The 21,876-nt window shown below is 70.1% G+C and carries 21 protein-coding genes, 1 tRNA gene and 2 pseudogenes; 7 read left to right on the plus strand and 17 right to left on the minus strand.

What is annotated here, in order from left to right; translation table 11 throughout:
- On the plus strand, nt 1-2,096 hold a 2,096-nt coding region (locus BFF76_RS13575), incomplete at its 5' end, for a S41 family peptidase (RefSeq protein ID WP_244167276.1).
- A 323-nt stretch (nt 2,097-2,419) separates the two neighbouring features.
- Here BFF76_RS13575 and BFF76_RS13580 read toward each other — a convergent pair.
- The 4 genes from BFF76_RS13580 to BFF76_RS13595 form a co-directional block, all read right to left on the minus strand.
- Complete coding sequence (locus tag BFF76_RS13580; protein ID WP_031098552.1) at nt 2,420-2,629, minus strand: hypothetical protein; 210 nt, start codon at nt 2,627-2,629, stop codon at nt 2,420-2,422.
- An 86-nt stretch (nt 2,630-2,715) separates the two neighbouring features.
- Nucleotides 2,716-3,600 carry an SDR family oxidoreductase gene (locus BFF76_RS13585; protein WP_053928857.1) on the minus strand — a complete coding sequence of 295 codons (885 nt, stop codon included), beginning with the start codon at nt 3,598-3,600 and terminating at the stop codon, nt 2,716-2,718.
- Complete coding sequence (locus tag BFF76_RS13590; protein ID WP_031098551.1) at nt 3,597-4,547, minus strand: alpha/beta fold hydrolase; 951 nt, start codon at nt 4,545-4,547, stop codon at nt 3,597-3,599. Before BFF76_RS13590 ends, BFF76_RS13585 begins: the two co-directional genes overlap by 4 nt.
- Nucleotides 4,544-6,064: a flavin-containing monooxygenase gene (locus BFF76_RS13595; protein WP_031098550.1), complete on the minus strand. Its 1,521-nt coding sequence runs from the start codon at nt 6,062-6,064 to the stop codon at nt 4,544-4,546. The genes BFF76_RS13590 and BFF76_RS13595 overlap by 4 nt, the downstream gene beginning before the upstream one ends.
- Before the next feature lie 168 nt (nt 6,065-6,232).
- Here BFF76_RS13595 and BFF76_RS13600 point away from each other — a divergent pair, with 168 nt between their 5' ends.
- Nucleotides 6,233-6,862 (plus strand): MerR family transcriptional regulator, encoded by a 630-nt coding sequence (locus BFF76_RS13600; protein WP_065848288.1) that lies wholly within the window; start codon nt 6,233-6,235, stop codon nt 6,860-6,862.
- Nucleotides 6,863-6,887: 25 nt separating this feature from the next.
- On the opposite strand, the gene BFF76_RS13605 is transcribed toward BFF76_RS13600, so the two are convergent.
- Nucleotides 6,888-7,703, minus strand: coding sequence for an exodeoxyribonuclease III (locus tag BFF76_RS13605; RefSeq protein ID WP_031098548.1), 816 nt, complete (start codon nt 7,701-7,703; stop codon nt 6,888-6,890).
- A 49-nt stretch (nt 7,704-7,752) separates the two neighbouring features.
- Here BFF76_RS13605 and BFF76_RS13610 point away from each other — a divergent pair, with 49 nt between their 5' ends.
- A complete protein-coding gene (locus BFF76_RS13610; protein WP_065848289.1) occupies nt 7,753-8,241 on the plus strand; it encodes a GNAT family N-acetyltransferase in 489 nt (162 codons plus the stop codon).
- Here BFF76_RS13610 and BFF76_RS13615 read toward each other — a convergent pair.
- Both BFF76_RS13615 and BFF76_RS13620 read right to left on the minus strand, forming a co-directional pair.
- Nucleotides 8,238-8,827 (minus strand): annotated as a pseudogene (locus tag BFF76_RS13615) (SAM-dependent methyltransferase). The gene BFF76_RS13610 and the pseudogene BFF76_RS13615 sit on opposite strands and share 4 nt — an antisense overlap.
- 141 nt (nt 8,828-8,968) lie before the next feature.
- Nucleotides 8,969-9,835 carry a hypothetical protein gene (locus tag BFF76_RS13620; RefSeq protein ID WP_065848290.1) on the minus strand — a complete coding sequence of 289 codons (867 nt, stop codon included), beginning with the start codon at nt 9,833-9,835 and terminating at the stop codon, nt 8,969-8,971.
- A 264-nt stretch (nt 9,836-10,099) separates the two neighbouring features.
- Here BFF76_RS13620 and BFF76_RS13625 point away from each other — a divergent pair, with 264 nt between their 5' ends.
- The gene (locus tag BFF76_RS13625) at nt 10,100-10,768 is read left to right on the plus strand and encodes an EcsC family protein (RefSeq protein ID WP_031098545.1); all 669 of its coding nucleotides are present in this window, start codon (nt 10,100-10,102) and stop codon (nt 10,766-10,768) included.
- A 664-nt stretch (nt 10,769-11,432) separates the two neighbouring features.
- Here BFF76_RS13625 and BFF76_RS13630 read toward each other — a convergent pair.
- Together BFF76_RS13630 and BFF76_RS13635 are read right to left on the minus strand one after the other, a co-directional pair.
- Nucleotides 11,433-11,942: a hypothetical protein gene (locus tag BFF76_RS13630; protein ID WP_031098544.1), complete on the minus strand. Its 510-nt coding sequence runs from the start codon at nt 11,940-11,942 to the stop codon at nt 11,433-11,435.
- Between the two features lie 155 nt (nt 11,943-12,097).
- Nucleotides 12,098-12,850 carry a dirigent protein gene (locus BFF76_RS13635; RefSeq protein ID WP_234316881.1) on the minus strand — a complete coding sequence of 251 codons (753 nt, stop codon included), beginning with the start codon at nt 12,848-12,850 and terminating at the stop codon, nt 12,098-12,100.
- Nucleotides 12,851-13,503: 653 nt separating this feature from the next.
- Here BFF76_RS13635 and BFF76_RS13640 point away from each other — a divergent pair.
- From BFF76_RS13640 to BFF76_RS13650, 3 genes are all read left to right on the plus strand, one after another.
- Nucleotides 13,504-14,238: a flavodoxin family protein gene (locus BFF76_RS13640; RefSeq protein ID WP_065848291.1), complete on the plus strand. Its 735-nt coding sequence runs from the start codon at nt 13,504-13,506 to the stop codon at nt 14,236-14,238.
- 21 nt (nt 14,239-14,259) lie between these two features.
- The gene (locus BFF76_RS13645) at nt 14,260-15,222 is read left to right on the plus strand and encodes a DUF5996 family protein (RefSeq protein WP_031098541.1); all 963 of its coding nucleotides are present in this window, start codon (nt 14,260-14,262) and stop codon (nt 15,220-15,222) included.
- Nucleotides 15,223-15,390: 168 nt separating this feature from the next.
- The gene (locus BFF76_RS13650; protein WP_275935662.1) at nt 15,391-15,792 is read left to right on the plus strand and encodes a class I SAM-dependent methyltransferase; all 402 of its coding nucleotides are present in this window, start codon (nt 15,391-15,393) and stop codon (nt 15,790-15,792) included.
- 11 nt (nt 15,793-15,803) lie between these two features.
- On the opposite strand, the pseudogene BFF76_RS13655 reads toward BFF76_RS13650, so the two are convergent.
- The 8 genes and pseudogenes from BFF76_RS13655 to galU all read right to left on the minus strand — a co-directional run.
- Nucleotides 15,804-16,250, minus strand: a pseudogene (locus BFF76_RS13655) (MarR family transcriptional regulator); the annotation flags it as partial.
- A gap of 143 nt (nt 16,251-16,393) precedes the next feature.
- Nucleotides 16,394-16,467, minus strand: a tRNA-Ala gene (locus tag BFF76_RS13660).
- Between the two features lie 86 nt (nt 16,468-16,553).
- Nucleotides 16,554-17,672 (minus strand): divisome protein SepX/GlpR, encoded by a 1,119-nt coding sequence (gene sepX, locus BFF76_RS13665; protein ID WP_478077250.1) that lies wholly within the window; start codon nt 17,670-17,672, stop codon nt 16,554-16,556.
- A gap of 157 nt (nt 17,673-17,829) precedes the next feature.
- Nucleotides 17,830-18,459, minus strand: a complete 630-nt coding sequence (locus tag BFF76_RS13670) for a GNAT family N-acetyltransferase (RefSeq protein ID WP_031098532.1) — start codon at nt 18,457-18,459, stop codon at nt 17,830-17,832.
- Nucleotides 18,460-18,476: 17 nt separating this feature from the next.
- Entirely contained in the window at nt 18,477-19,001 is a 525-nt protein-coding gene (locus tag BFF76_RS13675; protein ID WP_065848294.1) for a MogA/MoaB family molybdenum cofactor biosynthesis protein, read from the minus strand.
- Nucleotides 18,998-19,498, minus strand: coding sequence for a cyclic pyranopterin monophosphate synthase MoaC (gene moaC / locus BFF76_RS13680; protein ID WP_031098527.1), 501 nt, complete (start codon nt 19,496-19,498; stop codon nt 18,998-19,000). The genes BFF76_RS13675 and moaC overlap by 4 nt, the downstream gene beginning before the upstream one ends.
- A 126-nt stretch (nt 19,499-19,624) precedes the next feature.
- Nucleotides 19,625-20,953 (minus strand): molybdotransferase-like divisome protein Glp, encoded by a 1,329-nt coding sequence (glp, locus tag BFF76_RS13685; protein WP_065848295.1) that lies wholly within the window; start codon nt 20,951-20,953, stop codon nt 19,625-19,627.
- Between the two features lie 4 nt (nt 20,954-20,957).
- A complete protein-coding gene (gene galU, locus BFF76_RS13690) occupies nt 20,958-21,860 on the minus strand; it encodes a UTP--glucose-1-phosphate uridylyltransferase GalU (protein WP_053928866.1) in 903 nt (300 codons plus the stop codon).
- Nucleotides 21,861-21,876: the final 16 nt, after the last annotated feature.

The following is a 21,876-nucleotide window of genomic DNA, read 5'->3' on the forward strand; positions in this document are numbered from 1 at the left end:
TCGCAGGGGTGGGCGTCACAGTGACTGGCAGCACGGGGGCGGGCGCCACGGGGACAGGTGCCACGGGTGCGGGCATCACCGAACTCATCCGCTCCGTGAACGGCCCGGTCCGCGATCTGGCGTTCTCCCCGGACGGCCACTGGCTGACCTGGTCGCACCCCGGCATCGGCAGGTCGCTGCGGCAGATCAAGCTGGCCAGGATCACCGGCACGGACGCCCCGGTGATAGTGGATGTCACCAACGGCCGCTTCGAGGACGAGAACCCCGTCTTCACCGGGGACGGCCGCTATCTCGCCTTCCTCTCCTGGCGGGGATTCGACCCGGTGTACGACGTCCACACGGGCGACCTCTCCTTCCCGCTGGGCTGCCGCCCGTATCTGGTCCCCCTCACCTCCGCCACCCCCTCCCCCTTCGCCCTGCTCCCGGACGGCAGGCCCGCGGCGGGCGGCCTCGACCCGGTGGACATCGCCGAGGGAACGGTCGAGGGGCCGACGGTCATGGTGGAGTTCGAGGGGCTGGAGAGCAGGGTGACCCCGTTCCCGGTCTCCGCGTCGAAGTACTCGGCACTCCAGCCGGTCAGCGGCGGCGGCCTCGTCTGGCTGCGCTGGCCGATCTCCGGCGCGCTGGGCGAGACCTTCGCCAACCCCTCGGACATGTCGGGCCGGCCCACGCTGGAACACTTCAACATCGCCAAGGCCCGCAAGACCGAACTGGTCGGCCACCTCGACTGGTTCGCGGTCAGCGGTGACGCGACCCGGCTCGTCGTCATGGACGACGGCGAACTGCGCGCCGTACCGTCCAACGAGCCCGGCGACAACGACACGACGGTCTTCCTCGACCTGCGCCGCATCCTGCACGACGTCGACCCGGCGGCCGAATGGCGCCAGGCGTACGGGGAGGCGGGGCGCATCATCCGGTCCTACTTCTGGGAGCCGGACATGTGCGGCATCGACTGGGACGGCGTGCTGGAGCAGTACCGGCCCCTGGTCGAACGGGTCGCGTCACCCGACGAGTTCGCCGATCTGCTGCGCGAGGTCCTCGGCGAGCTGGGCACCTCCCACGCGTACGTCTCGCCCGCACGCCGCAACGAGGGCCCCCCGCACTACCAGCGGGCGATCGGACTGCTGGGCGCCAACCTCGTCTGCCGGGACGGCGACTGGACGGTGCAGCGCGTCCTGCCCGGTGACTCCTCCGACTCCAAGGCCCGTTCCCCGCTGGCCGGTACGGGAATCCGCGAGGGGGCCGTCCTCACCCATGTCGACGGCCGCGCGGTCGACCCGGTGACGGGGCCGTACCCGCTGCTGACGGCGGCCGGCGGCACCACGGTGGAGCTGACGTTCCGCCCGGCCGGGGGCGAATGCGGCGGGCGGTCACGGCGCATCGCGATCGTCCCGCTGGTCGACGAACGCCCACTGCGCTACCAGGACTGGGTGGCCAAACGCCGTGAGGTCGTACGGGAGTTGAGCCACGACAAGTGCGGCTATCTACACATCCCCGACATGGGCGGCTCCGGCTGGGCACAGTTCAACCGTGACCTGCGGCTGGAGGTGTCGCGCCCGGCTCTGATCGTGGACGTAAGGGGCAACGCGGGCGGCCACATCAGCGAGCTGGTCGTCGAGAAGCTCACCCGCACGATCCTCGGCTGGGACCTGACCCGCAACGCCCAGGCGGTCTCCTACGCGTCCAACGCACCCAGGGGCCCGGTCGTCGCCCTCGCCGACGAGGCCACCTCCTCCGACGGGGACATGATCACGGCCGCGTTCCGGCTGCTGAAGCTGGGGCCGGTGGTGGGCCAGCGCACCTGGGGCGGTGTGGTCGGGATGACCGGGCGGCACCGGTTGGGAGACGGCACGGTGATCACGGTGCCGATGAACGCGGCCTGGTTCGACACGTACGGCTGGTCCGTCGAGAACCACGGCGTGGAGCCCGACCTGGAGGCGCTGCGCACCCCGCTCGACTGGGCGGAGGGCCGCCACGCGGTCCTGGACGACGCCGTCAGGGTGGCCCTGGACCTCCTGGCCGCCCACCCCGCGTCCACACCCCCCACCTACGAAACGGCCCCGAACCTACGCCGCCCACCGCTGCCCCCGAGGTGAAGCGGAATGGGGCACCCCCGGCCAAGCCAGGATCAAGCCCTCCAGCGTTCGCCGGCACACCACGACTGAGCCAAAATCACGCCCTCCGCGCATTCCCCCGGGACGCCCCGGCCCAGCCAAAAACCGAGCCGAAATCAAGCCCCTCCGGCGATTGAGGAGCGGGGTCCGGGGCGGAGCCCCGGCACCGGACCCGCCACCGCACCTCGCACCGCACGCCCCACGCCCCACGCCGCACGCCGCACACCGCCGCCGCCGCACGAGAAGGGGCGTACCCGGCACCCGGGTACGCCCCAACCAACCGCAGACGTCAGACGCGTCGGCCGTCAGCGCTCGGAACGCTCACGCGCCTGGTCCGCCGCGTCCTGCGCGCGGTCCCGAGCGCCGGGCCGACGGCCCTGGGCCTGGTCCGAGGCACGGTCCGGACGGTCGGAGGAACGCTCACGCGCCTCGTCCCGCTTGCCGCCCGCCTTCTGCTGCTTGGCCTGGTCGGCAAGCTCCTGCGCCTTGTCCTTGAACTGGTCTGCGATACCCATGCTGTTCACTCCTATGTGGGTGCGTGGGGGTGGCCCCGGTGGGACCTCGCTCAGACTTACACACCCGGACATTCACCGCATTTCGATCATTCGCGCCGCATTCGCGCCTCGCGGTCCGCCTCGCCGCCGGCCCCCACGAGCCCCTTGCCCACACCGTCGAGCCGAGACCCGAACCGCTTCATCTCGCGCTGCCCGACCGTCCCCGTGACCATCGGCAGATACCCCCGGATCGACTGCATCCCGCGCAGCCACCACTGGGCGTACACGTGCGCGGAGCGCCGTTCGATCCCCGCCACGATCCGGTCGACGGCCGGGCCCAGCGGATAGGTGCGGTTCGTCGGCCACGGCAGCCGCTGCCGCAACTCCCGCATGACGTCGTCCTCGTCGGCGCCCCGCACCATGTCCGTGTCGGTCCAGGACAGGTAGCCGACCCCGACCTTCACACCCCGGTGGCCGACCTCGCCGCGCAGACAGTGCGCGAACGCCTCGACGCCCGACTTGGACGCGCAGTACGCGCTCATCATCGGCGCCGGGGTGATCGCGGCCAGCGACGCTATCTGGAGGAAGTAGCCGCGACTCTCCATCAGTACCGGGAGGAAGGCCCGCGCCGTCACCGCGCCGCCTATCAGGTTCACCTCGATGACCCGCCGCCACGCCTCCGGATCCGAGTCCACGAGCGGACCGCCGCTGGCGACGCCCGCGTTCGCGACGACGATGTCGATCTTCCCGAAGCGCTCCTTGACCTCCTCGGCGACCCGGCTCATCGCCACGTGGTCCGTGACGTCCGCGTACCAGTGGTCACTCGGGGAGTGCAGCCGCTCCGAGACCTTCTTCAGCTCGTCCGGCTCCAGGCCGACCAGCGCCAGCGTGGCACCGCGCGCCGAGAGCTTGCGGGCCAGGAGCTCGCCCACGCCCCGCGCCGCGCCCGTGACGACGACGACCTGTCCTTCGAGACTCCGCCTGCCGCTCATGCGACCTCCTCCTCGCTGACGGCTTCCGCCGTGCTGCCCGCGCCTTCCACAGTGACGTACGCGGTCACCAGCTCGCGGAGCTTCGCCGTGACCACCTCGGGTGCCTCGACCGGCGTCATGTGGCCGATACCCGCAAGTTCGGTGAGCCCGAGGCTGTGCGGCAGCGCCGCTTCGATGGCCCTCGCGTGCACCGGCGGCGTCAGCCGGTCATCCGCGCCCGCGATCACCGCGGTCGGCAGACGCAGTTCACGCAGACGCGCCTCCAGGTCGAGCTCCGCGAGCACCTGCCCCCAGGCGACGCGTGCCTTGGTGGGACACGCGTGGACGATCCTGGCACAGGAGTCCACCCGTTCCGGGGCGGAACCGCGCCCCATCGTGGCGTACTTGAGAATGGCCTTGGACACCGCGTTGACCGGCCCGAGCGGTGCGCGCGCACCGAGCACCGCCGCGGTCATCCGGGTACGGAGGGCGCCGGCCCGCAACGGGAGCACGAGCGACTCGGCCGTCAGGCGCGAGCTTCCGGTGCTGCACAGCAGCACGGCCGCCCCGTGCTCCCGTACGGCGTCACGGCCCCCGGCCGCCATCAGCGTCATGCCGCCCATGGAATGGCCGCCCAGCACCGCCTTCTGCCCGGGCTCGAGCGTGGCCTTCAGGACCGCTTCGAGGTCGTCGGCCAGCGCCCGCGTGCTGTATCCGGCGGCGCCCGCCTCGGGCGTACGCCCATGACCACGCTGGTCGTAGACGACGACCCGGTGGTCTGCCGCCAGGTCACGCACCTGGGCGTCCCAGAAGCGGGTGTTGCAGGTCCAGCCGTGCGCCAGGACCACGGCCGGCGCGCCTTCGGGGCCGTGCAGTTCGACGTGGACGCGCGAGCCGTCGGCGGAGACGACGTCCAGTTCGCGCACGGGCACGGGCGGGGTGTTCGCGAGCTGCGTGAGCCGGCTCATCGTGCGGCCTCCTCGGTCACGGCCCGGGCCGTGGAGTGGGTGACGGGAGGACGGATGATTTCGTACTCCCCCAGGTCGACCGAGCGCACGGCCCGCCGGAATTCAGCGGTCGTGCCGGGCCAGACCGTGGTGTTGCGTCCGTTGGCGTCGAGGTACCAGCTGGTGCAGCCGCCGGTGTTCCAGACGGTCCGCTTCATCCGGTCCTGGACGCGCCGGTTCCAGGCGGCGACCGCGGAGGGCCGCGCGTCGAGCGCGGCGCGCTCGCCGAGGACGTCCAGCTGGCGCATGTAGTCGGCCATGTAGTTCAGCTGGGACTCGATCATGAGGATCATGGAGGAGTTCCCGAGCCCGGTGTTGGGGCCGATGATCGTCATCCAGTTGGGGAATCCGGAAGCGGTCGCACCCCGCAGCGCCTGCATCTCGTCCTTCCAGGACTCGGCGAGGGTGATGCCGCCGGCGCCGACGACCCGGGTGGCGATCGGCATGTCCGTCACATGGAATCCGGTACCGAGGATGATCACGTCGGCCTCGGTCTCCGTACCGTCCGACCCCACCAGGGTGGAGCCCCGCACCTCGGACAGCCCGGACTCGACCACATCCACATTCGGCTGCGCGAGCGCCGGGTAGTAGGCGTTGGAGAGCAGGATGCGCTTGCAGCCGATGCGGTACGAGGGGGTCAGCTTGGCCCGCAGGGCGGGGTCCTTGATGGCCCGCGCCATGTTCCGCTTGGCTATCGTCTCGACGAGCCCGAGCTGGTTCGGGTGCTTGGTGAAGGCGCCCACCTGCAACTCCCGGATGCCCCAGAGGAGTCCGCGGCGCGCGGTGGCCGTGAAAGGCAGCGCGCGGTGCAGCCACTTCTCCGCGCCGCTGATCGCGCGGTCCATGCGCGGCATCACCCAGGGCGGCGTGCGCTGGAAGAGGGTCAGCCGTCCGGCCTTCGGCTGGATCTCCGGGACGATCTGGATCGCTGAGGCGCCGGTGCCGATCACGGCGACGCGCTTGCCGCTCAGGTCGTAGTCGTGGTCCCACTGGGCCGAGTGGAAGACCTTGCCGGGGAATTCGGCGAGCCCCGGGATGTCCGGCAGTTTGGGGTCGGAGAGCGGACCGGTGGCGGACACGACCACGTCGGCGGTGATCGTGGAGCCGTTCGCCGTCTCGATCACCCAGTGCAGCTGGTCGTTGTCCCAGCGCATGACGGTCACTTCGTGGTTGAGCCTGAGGTGCGGGCGCAGTCCGAAGGTGTCGGCCACGTGCTCCAGGTAGGCGCGGATGTGCTGCTGCCCGGAGAAGGTGCGCGGCCAGTCGGGGTTGGGTGCGAAGGAGAACGAGTACAGGTGGGACGGTACGTCGCAGGCGCACCCCGGGTAGCTGTTGTCCCGCCAGGTACCGCCGACGGAACCCGCCCGTTCGAGGACCAGGAAGTCGGTGACGCCTTCACGGCGGAGCCGGACCGCGGCTCCGAGGCCCCCGAATCCGGATCCGATCACCGCCACTCGTACGTGCTCGTGCTGGGCCATGCTGCCGCCTCCCCGCGGTACGTGCCACAACTCCGCCAGCAATCACTGGCATTGTTGGGAGAGTAGAGCAGCTCCGTACCGATGGGTAGGGGTCGGGACGGGTAAGTTACCGGCGGTACAACATAGGGTGCGGGTGTGGCTGAAGGACGCGAGCACCGTGAGTACCGCATGGAGGAGCTGGCCAAGGAGGCCGGCATCACCGTGCGCACCCTGCGTTTCTACCGGGAGCGCGGCCTGATCCAGCCGCCTCGCCGCGAGGGCCGCATCGCCTGGTACGACGACCACCACCTGGCCCGGCTGCGCACCATCACGGGCCTGCTGGAACGGGGCCACACCCTCAACGGCATCGCCGACCTCGCCTCCACCTTCGACAGCGGCCGGGATGTCGCCGAGGTGCTGGGCCTGGGCGAACCGACCGAGGAAACCCCGGTCCGGCTCACCCCCGAGCAGCTCGCCGACTACTTCCAGGACCAGGCCACAGCGGAGAACCTCGCCGCCTCCATGGAGCTTGGCTACCTCGGCATCGACGGCGACGAGATCGTCCACATCAGCCGCCGCCTGCTGGAGGCGTCGTCCGAGCTCGTCCGGGCCGGGGTCCCCCTCGACGCCGTACTCACCGCGGGCCGCGAGGTCCGCGAGCACGCCGACGCCCTCGCCGACCTCTTCGTACGCGTCCTGCGCACGCACACCGCGGCCACCGGACCGGACCAACTGCGCACGGTCGCGCAGGCGGTGGTGGACGCGGAGCTGTCGATGGCGCTGGACCGGCGGCTGCGCGAGGACGATCAGCCTGCATAGGTGACCGTCACCGGCGCGAGGACGATCAGCCTTCGTAGGTGACCGTCACCGGCGCGTGGTCGCTCCACCGCTCGCCGTGCGTGGCGGCGCGCTCCACCCACGCCTTCACGGCGCGGCCGGCGAGGCCGGGGGTCGCGACCTGGTAGTCGATGCGCCAACCCGTGTCGTTGTCGAACGCCCGGCCGCGGTAGGACCACCAGGAGTACGGCCCCTCCTCCTCCGGATGCAGCGCACGGACCACATCGACGTACGCCGCCTCGTCGAACACCCGGGTCAGCCACTCCCGCTCCTCGGGGAGGAAGCCGGAGTTCTTCTTGTTGGCCTTCCAGTTCTTGAGGTCGGCCTCGCGGTGGGCGATGTTCCAGTCGCCGCAGACGACGACCTCCCGGCCCTCGGCGGCAGCCCGCGCCTTCAACCCCTGGAGGTAGGGGAGGAAGGCGGCCATGAAGCGCTCCTTCTCCTCCTGCTTCTCCGTGCCGACCTCACCGGAGGGCAGATAGAGGCTGGCGACCGTCACCCCGGGGAGATCAACCTCGACGTAGCGGCCGGAGGCGTCGAACTCCTCGCTCCCCGGGACCTCGAACCCGCCGAACCCGATCTGCACACGCTCCGGCGCACGACGCGTGAGGACGGCGACACCCGCTCGCCCCTTGGCCGCAGCCGGTGCGTACACGGCGTGCCACCCCTCGGGCTCACGCACCTCTTCCGGGAGTTGCTGCGCTTCGGCGCGGACCTCCTGCAGGCAGATCACATCAGCCTCGGTCCGCTCCAGCCACTCGACGAAGCCCTTTTTGGCGGCAGCACGGAGCCCGTTGACGTTCACAGAGGTAACAGTCAGCATCCAGGTACAGTACCTACACACCCATCTGCATACCTGTACCATGAGTCGCATGAATATCCAGCCCCGGCCGTTCGACCACCCTGACGCCCGCAAACTCAACGACCTGGTGCAGCTCGAATACGCCGAGCGCTACGGCGACGAGGGCGACATCACACCGCTCGACGCCACGATGTTCGATCCGCCGCGCGGACTGTACCTGCTCGCCTACGACGAGCAGGACCGTCCCCTGGCCACCGGCGGCTGGCGCAGCCAGGAACAGAACGACGAGGGGTACTCGGACGGCGACGCCGAGATCAAGCGGATGTTTGTGATCGCCGAGGGCCGGGGCCGGGGCCTCGCCCGCCGCATCCTCGCCGCCCTGGAGGCCGACGCCCGCGCCGCGGGCCGCACGCGCATGGTCCTGGAGACCGGCGACCAGCAGCCCGAGGCCATCGCGCTGTACACGTCGAGCGGCTACACCGTCTGCGAGAAGTTCGGCCACTACCGCACGTACGACAGCAGCATCTGCATGGCCAAGCCGCTGGGGCGGCCTTCCTAGGGAACCCGCGCCACCCCGACGTGGAACCCACTCCGCTCGTACACCGGCGCAGGCTCCTCCCGGTACCACTCGGGCGCGGTGACCAGCCCCGGCTCGACGAGTTCCAGACCCTCGAAGAAGGGCGCGACCTCCGCTCGCGTACGCATGCGGAGTGAGATCGCGCCCCTCTTGTACGCGGACTCCGTCTTCTGCTTGAGCTCCGGGTGCTGATCGGCGGTCCCGTGCGACAGAACCAGGTAGCTCCCCGCAGGCAACGCCCCGACCAGCGCGCGGGTGATGCCGTACAGGTCTGGACGACCCTGGTCCGAGGGGCGACGGCCTGGACGACCTGGTGGAGATTGGGGGAGGTGGGAATGCCGGTACCGATGTCGAGGAACTGGTCGACGCCCTGCCGGGCCAGTCAGGCGCAGGCCCGGTGCATGAACGCCCGGTTCCGCGCCGCGTCGGCCCGGGCCTGGGCCGGCAGCTTCTCCGCGACCTCCTGGTCGACCGGGTAGTTGTCCTTCCCGCCGAGCAACCAGTCGTAGACCCGAGCCGGGTGCGGCTTGCTGGTGTCGATGCGGGGGCTGGGCATGCCGGCTCTCACAGGACGCTCCTCCATGAGGGATCGCGGACGGAGAGCCACGCTCCCGATCCGGCTCGCACCTCAACAGCGCTGCCCGGAAGGGCGGGTCGCCGAGATCACTCCAGGCCGTGCGACCCCGGCTCCTCATGCGTCGCGTACCAATCAGTCCCAGGAACGCCACTTGTCACGGAGGAGCCAGACCATCCGCTCGCCCAGATGATGACGCCACAGCCACCACGGCAGGCGCCGGTGCGGAACGTAGCTCCACAGATCGTCGTCGGCCTCGCTGCCCCGGGGGTGCGACCGCAGGAGTTCCAGACAGCGACGGTCCACGGTGGAGTGCAGCCGGGCGACATGGGCCAGCGCCACACGGCCCTGGTGGCGCAGCTCGCCACCCTCCGATTCCAGCGCCCGGGCCACCCTCGGCAGAATGGCCACTGCGTCAGGGTGGTTCAACGCCAGGCCGATCACCGCGACCCCGACGAGTTCTTCGGCCCGGTCGAACGCCGCGTCCACCTCTTCGGGCCGGTCGGTCCCCATCAGGGCCGAGCTGCTCCGCCAGTTCATTCCCTCCCCCGACGCGGCACGGCCGAGAAGGAACTCGCCCCGCCCGGCGGCCAGCAGACGCAGCCCCTCGCCATCGGGGTCGCGCGCCGAACGCGCCGCGTCGGCGTCCCCCCTCGCCGCCAAATGACCGAGCAGTCGGCTGCGTTCCTCACCGGAGCGCGAACAGGCCCAGCTCAAGGCCAGATACGCCCAGACCCGCCCGGCGTCCGCGTCACCTCCCGAGAGCCGGTGACACAGCGCACCGAGTCCCGGCGAGGACGGCTCCGCCCCGGCGAGCGCGTCGAATTCCCCTGCTCGCTCCCGCAGGTCGCACCGCCGGAGGAAGGCGAGACGCACGGCGTCCTCCGCACCCAGCCACCCCGACACGTACCCCCACCCGACCTCCGCCGGCTCCACCGCCACGGCGAACCGGACGAACTCGGCGGGGATACGGAAGGGCGAGGCATCGGATTCGTCGGGCATACCGGCCGACCCTACCCAGCGGCTCATCACCAGCGTGAAGAAGTGACGGATCTCGTGTGTGCGGTGGACAGTCTTCTCGACGCGGGGGGGCACCTGTCCGAGGACGACGTCAAGGCTGCGCTCGCCGCGGCCTCATGTTTCCTGACCATGTGACAAGTTGGTCGCAGGTCGGGCAGGATTCACAGGGCACTGACTCTCTGCATGCAAACCTGTGCACAGGGCGAGCCGTCCTCGCCGTGAGGTGCGCTGGATCTGGGGGAACTGATGAACGACGCTGCGGACGAGCTCGAACCGTCTCGGCTCCAGAAGGTTGTCGAGACGATCGCCATCACACCGGAAGCGGCCACGAATCTCGTGGGCGGTTACCGCGCGACGTTCGAGGAAAAGTTCAAGCGGGAGCCCGAGAGCCTGGAGGACAAGCGTCGGATCGCCGCCAAGATCATTGGCCGGTACTCCAAACTTTCGGCAGCCGCCGGGGCGGTCACCGCGGCCCCGAGCGTGGTTCCGGGGGTCGGGACCGCGGTCGCAGTGCTGGGCGGCGGTGTCACCGATATCGCCGCGACACTCAAGCTCCAGATCGACATGTGCATGTGCCTGGTTGAGGTGTACGAGACCGAGCTGAGCAGTGAGGACAAGAAGCACCTCGCCTTCGTGCTCGCGTTGGCGGGCTCGGCGGAACAGATGGCGACGAAGGGCGGCAAGACTGCGGTCCTGAAGATCGCCGAGAAGTTGGTCTACCAGTACCTGCGAGGACCTGTTTTGATCACGATCAAGCAGTTGTTCAAGCGGGTGTCCATCACCTTCACCCAGAAGGCGATGGCCAAGGCCATTCCTGCCGGCGTAGGTGTCGTTTTCAGCAGCTCGACCAACTACGTCCTCACGACAATGGTGGGCAGAGTCGCCGTCGCCGTCCTGGCCAAAGATGTGAAGTAGCACCGCTGCACCGGATCCGGTACTGCCGACTCGGCTGCCGGACCACGGGAGCACGGGCACGTCGTCGCTGGTGTTCCCGTCCCGCTACACCTTCAGCTCCCACTGAAGGTGTAGCGGAAGCTCCGAGGGTGAGCGGGTCCGTCAGCTATGCTGCGGGTCTCTCCTTTCGGAGGGGTCTCAGAAGCACCCCGGCCCGGTCCCGCAAGGTTCCGCCGGGGTGTCTTCGTCTCCGCGACTTGGTCGCGCAGCTTCACCGGTCGCAGGCCCCGCTGGTGAGCGAGGGACCTGGTCCGGTCCTCCGCCTCCTGCCTGAGTTGCTCCGGTGTGAGTCGGAGCGCGAGGACGATGGCGGCCAGACGGCGTCCCCCAGGGCTGATGATCCCGCTCTCTGTCCGGGAGATCGAGGCCGCGCCACCCTTCCCGTAACCGGCCAGCGCGGCCAACTCTCCTGGTCAACGAGAGCCCCGGGGCTTGGCGGCGCTCGCGGATCACCAGGGTCGCCCGACGGAGCAGGGGGCGAACCGAACTGCCGATCCGGAGGAAAAGCGCCAAGTTGGCAATGGGAGAACTGCATTGGGACGGGCGGAGACCATAGGGCAGCGGGCGGGGCACACTGGTCAAGAATGTGACGAGCAGCGGTCGGCACCACAGCCACCAGCCGCTGTCATCCGGGGATGATCTGCCCGTTCTCGATCCGGTAGTTCTCGGTCGGTGAGCATCCGATCGATGGCGTGATCAGCAGGCTGACGGCAACCGGTGCGGGCTCCGTGCCGGCGGTGGAGAACTCGCACACCGCGTGGCGGCCGGTCAGCGGGAACCAGAACCAGGCGTCCGCCTCGCCGACCGGAGCACGGTCCGACTCGCTCCACGCACCGTTCTTGAAGGTGAAGACCTGGAGGCGCACGGATGCCGCGAGCGGATCGGTCTGCGACCTCAGAGCGGTGAGCGTGTACTTGAAGTCCCTGTCCAGGACCGATGTGGCGATCCGTCGGCGCTCTGTCGCCTGAGGCGGAGTCTGCGGTTCCTTCCCCTCACCGGCCGTCGGGCGGGTCTGCGGGTCGGTCGGCGGCGGGTTCGGCGGGCCACCGGCGGTTGCGCCGACCGTGACGGTGACGGCCGTGGCAGTGGCCAGGGTGACGCCCCAGCTCATGAATGTGCGGAAGTTCTTGATCACGACGGCTCCATGTGCGGTGATCGGTGCGGGTCGGGTCGCTGAGCGCGTCGATGTCCAGGACGGTCCTGTGACGGGGTCTGCCCGATACCTGGCGCGGCGGGAACCGCTGCGCTCGCCACTGCAATCCCGGGCGGTATCCATACCGCCTGACGCAGCTACTTGCCGGGGAAGGACGGAGGCGTCGGCGCCTCGGACGGAATGCGACCGTCCCGGGCCCGATGAGGCTGCATGTCGGAGACCTCGAAGGTGAGTTGCCAGGTCGCCGGCGTCAACACCCGCTGGGTCACCTGCCCACGCGCCTTACGGAACTCTCCGGTGCCTCCGGTTATCGCGTTGACGACCGTTTTCGGTACAGGGATTCCGGCTTGCTCGCCCTGGACGGTGATCTGCCCGCCCGGCAGCACCGCGGTTGACGAGCACTGTCCCGCGTTGCGTTCGAGGTCGGTGATGACACAGAACCCGCCGAAGCGTCCGACGGAGCGTTCTGCTGGCCCCCCGGTCGACGCCAGATTCCCGCTGAAGACGAACTGGTCGCCGACGCTGCGGCCCGTTGCCCCCAGATCCAGCTCTTCGCCGGCCTGCAGCCGGGCCTCCACGCGGATGGTGCGGCTCTTCTCCGAGGAGCCGTCGGCAGGGTGGGCTTCCGCAGTCGCGGCCGCCTTCTGCGGGACCACGTCTGCCGACGCGGATCCGAGGGTTGCGAGCCCGGCAGAGCCGCCGAGAACCGCAACAGCGAGGAATATGAAGGGCCGGCCAGCGAAGCCCATGGTCGCCTCCGTGTTGGTGGGAATGAACAGAGTCAGGGCCGCCCAGCCTCGGGTCGGTCCACAGAAGGCAAGGCACCCGAGCAGATCTGGGGACCGTGGGCGAGAACGGACTCCGGTCGTGCCATATGCGTCCGTATCCATTCATACGGGCCATCCGTCATGCGGAAACGCTAATGGCAGTGATGGCGACATGCTCAACAGAGGACCGAGATTGGAGCCATTGGGGTGCACTCCCTGCTAGGAAGCCTCTTGGTCTCATCGCGACTGCCGGTTGGTCCTGTGCCCGTGCCCGTGATGTAGGCATTCCCTGTCCGAGGGCGGGGGCTGGTCAGGGGTACGCAGCGCCTGTCGTGACGGACAAAGCCGGGGCCCACGGGCCCGGGGCTGCGGGTTTTACTCTCGATGCTCGGCGGGGCAGGGCGCGCTGGTCAGGTAGGGGCAGGGCGAGGACGGCTTCTCGGGGTTTGCCTTGGCGTTCTCGCCGTCCAGCGCGAGGAGTTGAACAAGCAACGGAGGCCGGCGGCGAGGGCGGAGGCGGTCAGCCGGGCGGCGTTCACGCCCATCCCCCGCGAGGGCAGGCCCATCCCGGACGTCGAACGGACAGTGAGTCCTGCACGCCTCCCGGCCGCTGTGCGGCTGCTGTGGCGGGCGCGCGCGGACGGCCACAGGATTGGCGTTGCGCCTCCGTGGAGGAAGTAGGAAGCAACCATCACCCCTCAGTGTCCGGCCCCCACGGGGGTACCCACCAGCGGTCCGACTCATGGAGGCCGCGCTCGACACCGGAAGGAACGCCAATGGACCAGGCCGTGGAGAAGAACGGCGCGACGCCGTCGTTCGACGGGCTGCGGGCGCTGTTCTTCAACACCACGCTCAAACGGTCGCCGGAGATCAGCAACACGGGCGGGCTGATCGACCGCAGTGTCGGCATCATGCGACGTCACGGAGTGGACGTCGAGACCGTACGGGCCGTCGACCACGACATCGCCACCGGAGTGTGGCCGGACATGACCGAACACGGCTGGGAACGTGACGACTGGCCTCAGTTGTACGAGCGGGTGCTCGACGCGGACATCCTGGTGCTGTGCGGGCCGATCTGGCTCGGCGACAACAGCTCGGTGATGAAGCGGTTGATCGAGCGGTTGTACGGCTGTTCCAGCCTGCTGAACGATGCGGGGCAGTACGCGTACTACGGACGGGTCGGCGGTTGCCTGATCACCGGAAACGAGGACGGTGTTAAGCACTGCGCCATGAACGTGCTGTACAGCCTCCAGCACCTCGGCTACACGATTCCGCCGCAGGCCGACGCCGGGTGGATCGGCGAGGCCGGCCCCGGCCCGTCCTATCTCGACCCCGGTTCGAGCGGACCCGACAACGACTTCACCAACCGCAACACCACTTTCATGACCTACAACATGCTGCACCTGGCAGCGATGCTGCGTACAGCCGGCGGCATCCCGTCGTACGGCAACCGGCGCAGCGAGTGGGACGCGGGCTGCCGTCCCGACTTCGGCAACCCCGAGCACCGATAGCCCCCTCTGGAGGAAGACGCCGTGAGTACTCACCACTCCCCAACCCGCCCAGCGGCGTCGGGGCGTGCCGCATGGCCATCGCTGCAGGTCGCCGACTGGACCGCGACGCGGGACACACTGCATATGTGGACACAGATCGTGGGCAAGCTCCGGCTGGCTCACGCGCCCCTGCTCAACCACTGGTGGCAGGTCACTCTGCACGTCACCCCCAGAGGGCTGGCCACCGGGCCGGTCCCCTACCGCAGCGGCATGTTCGACGCGGAGTTCGACTTCGTCGACCATCAGCTGCGGATCCGCAGCAGCGAAGGCGGCGACCGCAGTGTGGCCCTGGCGCCCAAGTCGGTGGCCGCCTTCTACGCCGAGACCATGGAGGCGCTCGATGCGCTCGGCATCGGCGCGGTCTTCCAGAGGCGTCCGAACGAAGTGGACCCCTCGATCCCGTTCGCGGAAGACGAGCAGCACGCCGCCTACGACGCAGAGGCGGCGCACCTGTTCTGGCGGCAGCTGCTGCAGGCGGACCGGGTCATGGGCCAGTTCCGGGCGCACTTCACGGGCAAGGCCAGCCCGGTGCACTTCTTCTGGGGCGCGATGGACCTCGCCTGCACCCGCTTCTCCGGCCGCTCCGCTCCCCCGCATCCAGGCGGCGCCCCGAACTGCGGCGACTGGGTGATGGTCGAGGGCTACTCCCGCGAACTGTCCAGCTGCGGCTTCTGGCCGGGAGGCGGGGAGGAAGGCGCGTTCTACTCCTACGCCTACCCTGAACCAGAAGGCTTCGCAGACCATCCAGTGGGACCGAAGGGCGCCTACTACAGCACGGAGAACGGCCAGTTCCTGCTGCCGTACGAGACCGTGCGCACCGCCCCCGAACCCGACCGCGCGCTGACGGAGTTCCTGCATACCACCTACGAGGCCGCCGCCGAGCACGGCGGTTGGGAACGGGCGCAGCTGGAAGACGACCCACGCCGGTGGAGACGGACACAATGAGCTGACTCCATCCTGAACCGTGCTTGTCAGGCCGACTGCCTGGGCTGAGTTCGTGGAGTTCAGCAAGAACATCCAGCAGTGGGGCAGGCCCTCTCAGTACGGGAACCGCGAAGGTCGTCTCGGACCTGACTGTCACGGGCGCCGCCCGCACCGGCACCCCGGGGGACGATCCTCGGCACCGGTGACGGACGGGCTGTCCCCGTCTACCGTTCGGTCTTCGCGGACAGCCGCATCTACGGATGCGACATGAGCGCGGCGTCCCTGAGGCGGCACGACAGCGGCACGCCGGTCGTCCAGATATCGGGCGACGGGCCCCTCCCCTTCGCCGGCCGGACCATCGGCGTCGTCCTCGCCTCGTTCGTGTTCCACTTCTCCGTCCCCGTGCCGCTGCTCGCGGAGCTGCCGCGGATCCTGCGCGTCGGCGGTGCTCTGGTCGCCACCGTCTACGGCCCGCAGACCCCCTCGCTCATACGGCTCCTGCGGGCCGCGCGGATGGAGCTGGTCGGCATGCGGCAGGTGCGGGACGTACACGGGCACTTCGTGTTCACGGCGCAGCCGACGGACGCCTGAGGCCCGGAGCGTCAGGGCAGCCTGAGTCCGTCGCGGAGAGCTTTCATGTGGACCTGGATGTCGCGCTCGATGGCCGGTCCGGCTGCGGTTGCCTCTCGCGGTGCTTGGCGGCAGGGGCGGCAGAAGCCGTCGAGGATGGCTTCGGAGGGACCGGGGGCACCACATTCGGTGCACTCCACCAGCAGACGGCGGCCCGGGATACCGTGCGCGGCCGGGGCCGTGGGCAGGTGGGGCGGGAGTTTGTCGTTGAGGCGGCGGCGTACGAGGCCGACCGGGGAGTCGACCCGGGCGGGAGGGCCGGCGGTGAGGGCGTGGGTGAGGTAGGCGGCGTCCACACCGCGCGCGAACCACTCGGCGGCCAGCGCTTCCAGTGTCTGGCAGTCCGCTGCGGAGAGGGCGAGGCGGGGCTCGGTCCTGCCGAGTCGGGCCAGCGCGAGGTAGGCCGGAGAATGACGGCCGAGCCCGCAAACGTGGCGTCGGCCTTCAGCAGGGCCTGCCACCGCACTCCCTGGTCCTCGGCCTGAGCCTCACACACGCAGGAGCTGAAACGACGAGATCCCGGTCAGACGGTGACCGTCTGACCGGGATCTCGTGTGTGCGGTGGACCTGTGGGGATTTGAACCCCAGACCCCCTCGATGCGAACGAGGTGCGCTACCAGACTGCGCCACAGGCCCTTGCAACGAGTGAAACTCTAGCACCCTCAACAGGGTGCTCGGAAATCCGTATCCCGGCAGGTCACCGAGTCGGGTTCACCGTCGGCTCACTCGTTGGCCGCGCGCGGCCGGTCCTCGTCGTCGTACTGGTCGAAGAGGGGGGTCCGGCCCCGGTCGCGGGTGCGGCGGGGCTGGCCGGGCCTCCGGCGCGGGGGTGCGTCGGCCTCCGGCACGGGGGCGTCCGAGGCGCCCGTCCGGGTGGGCTCGGCCGGCCTGGAGCGGGCCGCGCTCCAGGTCTCCGGATCGCCGACCTCTACCCCGCCCGACGCGCGCGGGGCGACGGGGGCGGTGACGTACGTCGGCAGCGGGACCGGCACGGGCTCCCAGCTGTCGCCCTGGGCCGGTCCGCGTTCGCGCTGCTGGTCGACCCACTCCGCGTGGTCCGTCTGCTCGACGAGAGCGCGGCGGCCCGCTTCCTGAGGGGAGACCGTGGGGGCGGGCGCGGGTGCCCCTCCGGGCTCCTCGTCCGGCTCGGCGGGAGCCGAGGACGCGGGCTGGTGCCTGCGGGGACGGTTCTCGCGCAGCCGCTGCGCGGCCACCTCGGCGCGTCGCCGGTCCATGGTGAAGACGAACCGTCGGCGCTCCTGGCCCCGCAGATGCACGATGTACGTGCTCAGCAGCAGGGCGGGAACGGCCGGCGCCCACAGGAAGCGGAGGCCGCCCACCGCCGCGACGACCGCGCCGAGCGTGAACGCCATGAAGAGGACCGTGGTGGTACGACGACGGCGCGCGAGGACCTGGGACCGCTGCCGTCGCTCCCGCTCGGACTCCGATCCGGAAGGGCGCGGGCGCCGGGCCGGTGCGGGGCGGGAGGGCCGGTCGGGCGGGCGCTCCTCGTCCGGCCGGGCGTGCGCCGGGTCGTGCAACCGCGCTTCGGTATGTGCCGGGGGCGCGGAGAAGGCCCGGACGTCGACGGACTCCAACCGGTCCGTCTCGACATCCGGGTCCACGTCGCCGCCAGGCGCCTCCTCGGCATCCCGCTCCCGCAGCTCCCTGGCGTAACGGCGCTCCATGGCCGCCCGTCCGGACAGCAGCCGGATGGCGGTGCTGAAGCGTTCCGTCGGACGGGCTTCATTGAGCTCGTCCTGCCTGCGGAGCCACATCGGCACCAAGTAGGCGGCCCAGGCCCCGACGATGACTGCGTAGATGAGGCCGCTGCTGCTCACGATCACACCGTAGAGGGGATTGCACGGCAGCATCCGCCAATTGGCCCGGTGTGTCGCACGATCAGGCTCATATGACGGACTTTTTTTGCGATTGCTCGGGTCAGAGGTTGACGAAAGTGAGGCTGATTACGTTCAGAGACCGATCTAATTCGAACACTTATTTTATTTCCCCGGGCGTGCGCGGTGTCCCCGGTGTACGCGGCCGCACCCTGCGCCAACGCTGTAGCAGCCCTTCGGGCACTTCCTCCGCGGTGAGCGCGAAGATCAGGTGGTCCCGCCACGCACCGTCGATGTGCAGATAGCGTGGACGCAGCCCTTCCGCGCGGAATCCGAGTTTCTCCACGACCCTTCGGCTGGGCCCGTTCTCGGGCCGAATGCACACCTCGATCCGGTGCAGTCCGACGTTGCGGAAACAGTGGTCGACAGCGAGCGCCACCGCCGTCGGCATGACGCCGCGGCCGGCCACGCTCCGGTCGACCCAGTAGCCGACGTGGCCCGAGCACATCGAGCCCCAGGTGATGCCGGCCACCGTCAACTGCCCGACGAGACGCCCCTCGTACTCGATGGCGAAGGGCAGCATCCGGCCCGCGTTCGCCTCGGCCCGCAGGTGGCGGATCATCTGACGGTAGGTGGGGCGCCGGGCCACCGGGCCGCCGGGGGCGGGCGGCGGGACGGTTGCCTCCCAGGGACGAAGCCAGTCACGGTTACGCCGGTTGACCTCGCGCCACATGCTCTGGTCGCGCATCTTTATCGGGCGGAGGGTGACGGTGCCGTCGGTCAGGATCACCGGCCAGGTCCGGACGTTCAGCTCGGACTCCCCGGTCGGGGGTGGTCGCCGCCGCGCAACTGGTCGACGGCGTGCACCAGAAGCCTGCCCAGGACCGCGAGTCCGTCGCGTACTCCACCGGTCGAGCCAGGCAGGTTCACTACGAGGGTGCGGTCCGCGATGCCGGCGAGGCCGCGGGAGAGCGCGGCGGTGGGCACCTTGTCGCGGCCCTCCGCACGGATCGCCTCGGCGATGCCCGGGATCTCACGGTCCAGCACGCGCCGGGTGGCCTCGGGCGTGCGGTCGGTGGGCGAGATGCCCGTACCACCGGTGGTGACGATCACGTCGTAGCCCGCGGCGGCTCCGGCCCGGAGGGCCGCCTCCACGGGATCACCGTCGGGCACGATCTGCGGGCCGTCGACTGCGAAGCCGAGCCCGGTGAGGGCCTCGGCGATGAGAGGGCCGCCCTTGTCGGCGTACACACCGGCGGAAGCCCGGTTGGAGGCTGTCACGACGAGGGCGCGGTAGCCGCCGGTGGCGGGGGGACTGCCGGGGGCGTTCATGCGTCCGCCCCCTCCGGTGCGGGGCGCCGGTAGTCGCCGGACTTGCCGCCCGACTTGGCCTCGACCCGGACGTCCGTGATCACCGCGCTCTTGTCGACCGCCTTGATCATGTCGATCACCGTGAGCGCGGCGACCGACACGGCGGTCAGGGCCTCCATCTCGACACCCGTTCGGTCCGTGGTCTTCACCGTCGCAAGGATCTCCACCGCGTCGTCGGCGACGCTCAGGTCGACCTTCACTCCGGAGACGGCGAGCGGGTGGCACAGCGGGATCAGGTCGGGGGTGCGCTTGGCGCCCATGATCCCGGCGATGCGCGCGGTGGCGAGCGCGTCGCCCTTGGGGACACCCTCGCCTCTGAGGAGTTCGACGACACGCGGTGACACGAGGACCCGGCCGCTGGCCCGGGCGACACGTGCCGTGACGTCCTTCTCCGACACGTCGACCATGCGGGCGGCACCCGCCTCGTCGATGTGCGTCAGCCTGTTCTGCGTACTCAACTCACTCCGCCTAGCGGTAGGGCGCCGGTTGCCCGCCCGTCCCGCGCCGAGGCACGGACCGAGGGGCCCGGGGGGCTTCCCCCGGTAAGGCACAGCGCCAGACACCGTACCGCCACCGCGCCGAAGTCAGCGGAGGAGGATCACCTCGGCATCCGCGCCGGGCTCGGCCGAGGTGACGTCCTCGGGCAGCACGATCAGCGCGTCCGCCTGGGCGAGGGCGGCGATCAGATGCGATCCGGGCCCCCCGACGGGAGTCACGGTGCCCGCCTCCGCGTCGTAGGTCCCGCGCAGGAACTGGCGCTTGCCGGGCGGCGAGGTGAGCGGCCCGTCGGCGCTGAGGGTGGCCCGCACCTTCGGGCGGTGCACGTCCTCGATGCCCATCAGGGTGAGGATCGCCGGCCGGACGAACAGCTCGAAGGAGACGTACGAGGAGACCGGGTTGCCGGGCAGCGCCAGCAGCGGAGTGTGGTCGGGGCCGATCGAACCGAAGCCCTGCGGCTTGCCCGGCTGCATGGCGAGCTTGCGGAAGTCGACGCCGCCGCCGGGCTCGTCCTCCCCACCGGCCAAGGACGCGGACGAGACCGAGGACAGGGCCTCCTTGACCACGTCGTACGCGCCGACGCTCACGCCGCCCGTGGTGACGACGATGTCGGCGCGGATCAGCTGGTCCTCGATCGTGGCCCGCAGCGTCTCCGCGTCGTCGGCGACCGCGGGGACGCGGTAGGCGATGGCTCCCGCGTCCCGGGCGGCGGCCGTCAGCGCGAAGCTGTTGGAGTCGTAGATCCGGCCGCCGGTCAGCTCCTCGCCCGGCTGCACGAGCTCGCTGCCGGTGGAGAGCACCACGACGCGCGGGCGGGGGCGCACCTTCACCGTCGAGCGGCCGATCGCGGCGAGCAGCCCGATCTGCGGCGGACCGACGACCGAACCCGCGCGCAGGGCCACGTCACCGGGCCGTACGTCACTCCCCTTGGCCCGGACATGGGCGCGGGCCTTGACGGGGCGGTGGACGCGGACCTCACCGCTCGCCCCCTCCGGAGCGTCGCTGTGGGCCCGCATGGTGTCGGCCGGGCCGCCGCCCGTGCCGCCGTCGGTCCACTCGACCGGGACGACCGCCTCGGCACCCGCGGGCAGCGGAGCACCGGTCATGATGCGGGCCGCTTCGCCCGGGCCGACGGAACGGCCGTCGGCCAGGCCGGTGTCGCCCGCCGCGACGTCGCCGATGACGGTGAGGACGGCGGGGAACTCCTCGCTCGCGCCCTCGACATCGGAGATCCGGACGGCGTATCCGTCCATCGAGCTGTTGTCGAAGGGCGGCAGCGCGACCTCCACCACGACGTCCTCGACCAGAACACAGCCATGGGCCTCGGGCAGTTGCAGCTCGATGGGCTCGAGCGGCCTCACCGCGGCCAGGATGTCGTCCAGGTGCTCGTCCACCGACCAGATCGTGCTGCTCAAGCTGTTACAACTCCTCGGTGACGTAACTGCGCAGCCAGGTCCGGAAGTCCGGGCCCAGGTCTTCACGTTCGCACGCGAGTCTGACAATGGCACGCAGATAGTCGCCGCGGTCACCGGTGTCATAGCGGCGGCCCTTGAAGACGACGCCGTGCACCGGGCCGCCGATCTTCTCGTCCTCGGCCAGCAGCTGGAGCGCGTCGGTGAGCTGGATCTCGCCGCCGCGGCCCGGCTCGGTGTGGCGCAGTATGTCGAAGATCGCGGGGTCCAGCACATAACGGCCGATGATGGCGAGGTTGCTGGGGGCGTCGGCCCGGTCGGGCTTCTCCACCAGGCCGGTGACCCGGACGACGTCGCCGTCGCCGGTGGGCTCGGTGGCCGCGCAGCCGTACATGTGGATCTGCGCGGGGTCGACCTCCATCAGCGCGACGACACTGCCGCCCTCGCGCTCCTGGATCTCGACCATCCTGGCGAGGAGGGGGTCGCGCGGGTCGATGAGGTCGTCGCCGAGAAGGACGGCGAACGGCTGGTCACCGACGTGCGGCGCGGCGCAGAGGACGGCGTGGCCGAGGCCGCGCGGGTCGCCCTGGCGTACGTAGTGCATGGTGGCCAGGTCACTGGACTCCTGGACCCTCAGGAGGCGTTCGGCGTCTCCCTTGCGGGTCAGCGCGGACTCGAGCTCGTAGTTCCGGTCGAAGTGGTCCTCCAGGGGACGCTTGTTCCGGCCGGTGATCATCAGTACGTCGGAGAGACCGGCTCCCACGGCTTCCTCGACGACATACTGGATGGCGGGCTTGTCGACGACAGGCAGCATCTCTTTGGGAGTGGCCTTGGTGGCCGGCAGGAACCGGGTGCCAAGACCTGCAGCTGGGATGACAGCTTTGCTGATCCTGGGGCGCGACTGAGTCATGAGCTGAACTCTAACC

Source organism: Streptomyces mutomycini, assembly GCF_001700505.1.
GTDB classification, from domain to species: domain Bacteria; phylum Actinomycetota; class Actinomycetes; order Streptomycetales; family Streptomycetaceae; genus Streptomyces; species Streptomyces mutomycini.

Bases quoted from the DNA above. Each gene is read 5' to 3' on its own strand.
- BFF76_RS13580 (WP_031098552.1), bottom strand. From the start codon at position 2,629: ATGGGTATCGCAGACCAGTTCAAGGACAAGGCGCAGGAGCTTGCCGAC.
- BFF76_RS13585 (WP_053928857.1), bottom strand. From the start codon at position 3,600: ATGAGCGGCAGGCGGAGTCTCGAAGGACAGGTCGTCGTCGTCACGGGC.
- BFF76_RS13590 (WP_031098551.1), bottom strand. From the start codon at position 4,547: ATGAGCCGGCTCACGCAGCTCGCGAACACCCCGCCCGTGCCCGTGCGC.
- BFF76_RS13595 (WP_031098550.1), bottom strand. From the start codon at position 6,064: ATGGCCCAGCACGAGCACGTACGAGTGGCGGTGATCGGATCCGGATTC.
- BFF76_RS13600 (WP_065848288.1), top strand. From the start codon at position 6,233: ATGGAGGAGCTGGCCAAGGAGGCCGGCATCACCGTGCGCACCCTGCGT.
- BFF76_RS13605 (WP_031098548.1), bottom strand. From the start codon at position 7,703: ATGCTGACTGTTACCTCTGTGAACGTCAACGGGCTCCGTGCTGCCGCC.
- BFF76_RS13610 (WP_065848289.1), top strand. From the start codon at position 7,753: ATGAATATCCAGCCCCGGCCGTTCGACCACCCTGACGCCCGCAAACTC.
- BFF76_RS13620 (WP_065848290.1), bottom strand. From the start codon at position 9,835: ATGCCCGACGAATCCGATGCCTCGCCCTTCCGTATCCCCGCCGAGTTC.
- BFF76_RS13625 (WP_031098545.1), top strand. From the start codon at position 10,100: ATGAACGACGCTGCGGACGAGCTCGAACCGTCTCGGCTCCAGAAGGTT.
- BFF76_RS13635 (WP_234316881.1), bottom strand. From the start codon at position 12,850: ATGGATACGGACGCATATGGCACGACCGGAGTCCGTTCTCGCCCACGG.
- BFF76_RS13640 (WP_065848291.1), top strand. From the start codon at position 13,504: ATGGACCAGGCCGTGGAGAAGAACGGCGCGACGCCGTCGTTCGACGGG.
- BFF76_RS13675 (WP_065848294.1), bottom strand. From the start codon at position 19,001: ATGAACGCCCCCGGCAGTCCCCCCGCCACCGGCGGCTACCGCGCCCTC.
- galU (WP_053928866.1), bottom strand. From the start codon at position 21,860: ATGACTCAGTCGCGCCCCAGGATCAGCAAAGCTGTCATCCCAGCTGCA.